Raw genomic sequence first — 4,535 nt, forward strand, 5'->3', positions numbered from 1 at the left:
TTCGTTTTCATAAATCTATTATAAAAGAAAAGACTGTAGACATCATCCATAAAATGGACTTTGTCTACAGTCTGTTACAATAGTGTTATCTTTTTCAATGAATTTTTTAAGCTAGTCCGTGTTATAGTCGTCTCAGCAAAAAAGAAATGAGGGTTAATTATGAAAAAAATGATGCTTGCTCTTCTTGTAGTCGCACTTGGTGTAGGAGGCTATTTTAGTTATAAATACTATTCTGAGACCTATCAAGGAGTCACTGCCTATGCACGCACACCAAAAGAAACACCTGAAAGGAAACAAACAGTAGACGGTTCAGGAAAAAAAATCGAAGGCTATTCTTCTTATAAATATACGTTTGAATTTGTTAAAGAAAATGGCGAAAGACAAGAAATGACCTATGAATTGTCTGGTGAAGATATCCAGCCTTATGCTCCTAACACACTAGTTAAAGCAGAGATCAGTCAAAAACGTATCATCTCCGGACCGAATGAGGTCGCTGAAAAAGATGTGCCAGCTGATGTATTAAAAAAATTAAATGCAAAAAAATAACATTTTTCATTGATAAAATTGATTTTTTTCAAAAACCAAAAACTTCTGAACTCAAGAGTAACTGTCTTCTCCACTCTGCTTTCAGGAGTTTTTTTATTTATACATTGTTTTAATAATAATATCCAATCCCTCTTATAACCTTATTGTGACGGGGTTTATCAAGGTACATTCCTCCGTGACAGAAAATCACCGCAATTTTTCTCAGTCTGTAAACCAAGATTTCATTTCTTAAGCAAAAACAATCATGCCTAATACTCGAACCATTGAAATAACAAATCCTACTGTTGACCTCTGAATAAATATTTGCTAAATTATTTTCTGCCTTTTGGTAATTTTTTTTTAGGAGTGTGAACATGCCTTTTGTTGTATATTTTTTTCTTTCTTTATTAATCATTTATATCCCTTTTCCCACAGCACTTTTGTTCTTTCAACAGCTTGCCGAACAACATGATACCATCACGGCTTTAAACAAACTATCATTACTTTTTTTTGTCCTACTCGATTATTACATCAGCTATCACCTACTAAAAAGATGCCAAGTAAAAGCGAGTAGTTATCTTATCTTGATTCTCATGAATCTTGGTGAATTACTCGTACATATCTACCTTTACCAGCGTTACGGAACTGTCAATTTAACGATTATCTTACTTTTTCAACTCTTTCTATTGTTCTGCATGTTTGTTTTTCCTTGCTTCAAAAAATTTAGATGTTACATATTTGAATAAACAAAGGTTTATTGATTACTTGATGAGTAGTGAAGAAACTTTTAGTTCCAGTAGTTTCTTCACTTTTTTGTTTTAACAGTTGTTTGAAAAAATTGGCCTTCTTGATTGCCGAGGAATAATCGAAAAAAAGAGTTCGATAACTTGTGGGACTGAATTATCTTTTACTAATAGGCCTAAAACCCTATATATTTTTAGAAAGTTATAATTTAAACTAATCTAAAAAGGATGTGTGAATATGTTAAAAGTATTAGTCTTTTGCATAGCCGTAGCTATAATCATTGCCCTGTATTCGAATAAAAATCGCTCGAAGAAATAGAAGTTCTTTCTATTTCTTTTTTATTTCGTCGGATAGTGAAATTATTTATTTCGACTTTCTTTGGCATTATTTTTTCACATTGAAAATAAAGTATGATATGCTGTTCGAAAGGAGTGAGCACTTTGAAAAGAAAAACTAGTTTCTACCTTTACCTGCTAGCCGCTTGTGTAAACTTTATAGCAGCTTTTTTATTTTTAGCTTCAATTGGTGCCATTCCAAAAATTGCAGGGCTTTTATTTTTTGCGAGCTTTTGTGTCCACCTAATACGAGCAATTAAACTTAAAAAATCTGAAAAGCAAAACTGATTCTGATTTCATCTCGTTAGTTGCCTGATTTGGTGAATAACTGATTAAGTATCAATTTTTTTTGATATTATTTATTTATCATAGTATTCTTTTTATAGAGGTGATTAGATGAAAAAGAATAGTGCTTGGTTAAAACCTTGGAAAATTATGTTGATTGTTCTCGCTTTTTTTGCTGGTTCCTTTATTGCAAAAATGGTCTTTTCTTTATTTTTTGTACACATGTAATAACTTTGATCCGCCCATAATCCTTACTAAAAGAGCGATTTCTTTTAGTAAGGACGTTATTTATTCCTACAGTTCCTAGTGTGTGGAAAGAAGAATGAAAGCACGAAGATATGGTATAGAGATACTTGTATCTCTATACCATATCTTCTAGAATGTGCGTTGAACGTATGGAATAATAAATACGGAACAAAACACTTTCATCATAATTATATTTTTACTTTTGACAGCGAATCTATTTTCGTTGAACCCATGAAAATATTTTGCTAAAAAAAGAAAGCTCTTAGAAGCTCCAACTTCTAAAAGCCCTAACCTCATTTCTGAGACAGTACAAATATATTATATCAAAGAATCGAGGAAATAAAAATGGCAAAAAGAGTTAGAGGCGAAGATGGTAAATTGTATAAGGTAAAAAAACCCTTTTACAAAAAGGTATGGTTCTGGATTTTAGTGGTAATTCTAGTTGCTGCAGTTGGCGGATCTCTTGGGGGTAATTCTAAAGATAAAAACTCTGCTGAGAAAACATCTACCAGCTCAAAAGAAGCAACTTCGACATCAGATAAAACATCAGAAAAAGCTTCATCAGAAAGCCAAGCTCCAAAAGAAGAGAGCAAAAGCGCTGATGAACAATATCAAGCTATTCTAGACGAATACACTCAAAAAATTAAAGAAGCAGCACCGAAGTTAGTTGATGAATACAATGCTGAATATCCTAATAATCAAAACGGAGTAGAAGGTTTAGCAGAATTGTCAAACGACAAAATAAGTGAGTTGGCTGAAATTTCCAATGAAGGAATACAGGAAATGGCAAATGTTCATTTGACTAGCGGATCTGGGAAATATGAAGATTACGAAGATTGGGCTACGAAATTGACCGATGTCTATATGGAACAAGCAGAATTAATTACTGATGCATATATGACTTCTGCACAATAAAAAAACACGCCCCACCGACCAAAGCGAGAGCGTGCTAAAACCAAATAAACCTAATGCTTATTTGCTATACCCAATTATACCAAATTGAAAGGAGTGATGCCACTCGTTCGACATGCTGGCGGACAAGAAAGGACGATAATATATTTATGGCGAAAATAAAGAAATATAAAAAGAAGAATGGTGAAATTGCCTATAAATTTCATGTTTACCTTGGTAAAGACCCATTAACTGGTAAAGAAATAAAAACTAATCGTAGTGGTTTTAAAACAAGACAAGCGGCAAATCTTGCTTTATCTCGATTGCTTCTAAAATCAAAAAGCGCTGATTTTATTTTTGATAGTAACCTTCACTTTGAAAAAGTAGCAGAAATGTGGTTAGAACAGTATAAGAATACTGTGAAAGCAAGTACACTTACTGCTCAAAAATTTGCTCTAAAGAAGCATATCATACCTCATTTCGGAAAAATTCCGATCAACAAGATAACTATCCCTTATTGTCAGGCTAAAGTAAATCATTGGTTCAGCTATTACAAAAAGTTCAATAATTTGATTATGATTACTTCTCAAATCTTTCAGTATGCTATTAGTGTACGCTTGCTTACTAATAACCCAATGAATGGTGTAATTCGACCCAAAAGACAAATGGACATTGATCAAGAGGATTATGCAGCGCCCTACTACAGCCAAAAACAATTGATTACTTTTCTAGATAAAGCAAAAAAACAGTTGCCTTTTTCTGAATTCCTGATGTTTAGAATTCTAGCATTTACCGGACTTAGGAAAGGTGAGCTACATGCCTTACGTTGGAAAGATATAAGTTTTGGTCGAGGAACCTTGTCTGTTAAACAGACGGTTGCTACTGCTGATGGTTGGAAATTAATTTTTCAAACCCCTAAGACAAGAAAAAGTGTCAGAGAGTTATCTTTAGATGATGAGACACTCAAACTTTTGAAACGTTGGAAATTACAGCAAAAAGAGCTTTTCTTCAAACTAGGGATAAAACATGATAATGAAGAACAATTACTTTTTACCTCAGAAGAAAACAAAGTTTTATATCTTGATTTTTTAAATCATCGACTAACGAAAATTCTTAAAGATAATAACTTAGAATATATGACAGTTCATGGATTTCGTCACACTCATTGCAGTCTCCTACTTGAATCTGGCGTACCTATCAAAGAAGTTCAAGAGCGCATGGGGCATACAGATATAAAAACAACAATGAATGTATATGCTCATGTAACTGATAAAAAGCGGGAAGAGACAGGTAATCGCTTTGCACAATTCATGACGAACTAAGTTTAAATAATATCGCAACAAGAAACGCAACATGCGCAAAAAAGAGATGTCTCCAGTGAAGGAAAACATCTCTAAATCGTTGATAAACCAACGTTCTAACCTTGTTAGAATTATGGCTCTATAATTTATGGGACTGATGAATCAGAATTGATTCTTCAGCCCCATTTTTATTTTAGGTATTAAAAAA

General features: G+C 33.0%; 5 protein-coding genes. All 5 read left to right on the forward strand.

Annotated elements, in window-relative coordinates; all coding sequences use genetic code 11:
- Positions 1-159: 159 nt before the first annotated feature.
- The 5 genes from AB5Z52_RS15960 (at position 160) to AB5Z52_RS15980 (ending at position 4,348) form a co-directional block, all read left to right on the forward strand.
- Complete coding sequence (locus AB5Z52_RS15960; protein WP_288551828.1) at positions 160-546, forward strand: YxeA family protein; 387 nt, start codon at positions 160-162, stop codon at positions 544-546.
- A 353-nt stretch (positions 547-899) separates the two neighbouring features.
- Positions 900-1,271 carry a hypothetical protein gene (locus AB5Z52_RS15965; protein ID WP_287041988.1) on the forward strand — a complete coding sequence of 124 codons (372 nt, stop codon included), beginning with the start codon at positions 900-902 and terminating at the stop codon, positions 1,269-1,271.
- A gap of 438 nt (positions 1,272-1,709) precedes the next feature.
- Complete coding sequence (locus AB5Z52_RS15970; RefSeq protein ID WP_029487242.1) at positions 1,710-1,892, forward strand: hypothetical protein; 183 nt, start codon at positions 1,710-1,712, stop codon at positions 1,890-1,892.
- Positions 1,893-2,480: 588 nt separating this feature from the next.
- The gene (locus AB5Z52_RS15975) at positions 2,481-3,050 is read left to right on the forward strand and encodes a hypothetical protein (protein ID WP_050762665.1); all 570 of its coding nucleotides are present in this window, start codon (positions 2,481-2,483) and stop codon (positions 3,048-3,050) included.
- A 146-nt stretch (positions 3,051-3,196) separates the two neighbouring features.
- Positions 3,197-4,348 carry a site-specific integrase gene (locus AB5Z52_RS15980; RefSeq protein WP_113850146.1) on the forward strand — a complete coding sequence of 384 codons (1,152 nt, stop codon included), beginning with the start codon at positions 3,197-3,199 and terminating at the stop codon, positions 4,346-4,348.
- Positions 4,349-4,535 lie beyond the last annotated feature (187 nt).

Source organism: Enterococcus sp. RTP21361st1_A6_RTP21361_211029 (assembly GCF_040910045.1).
Taxonomy (GTDB): domain Bacteria; phylum Bacillota; class Bacilli; order Lactobacillales; family Enterococcaceae; genus Enterococcus_D; species Enterococcus_D gallinarum.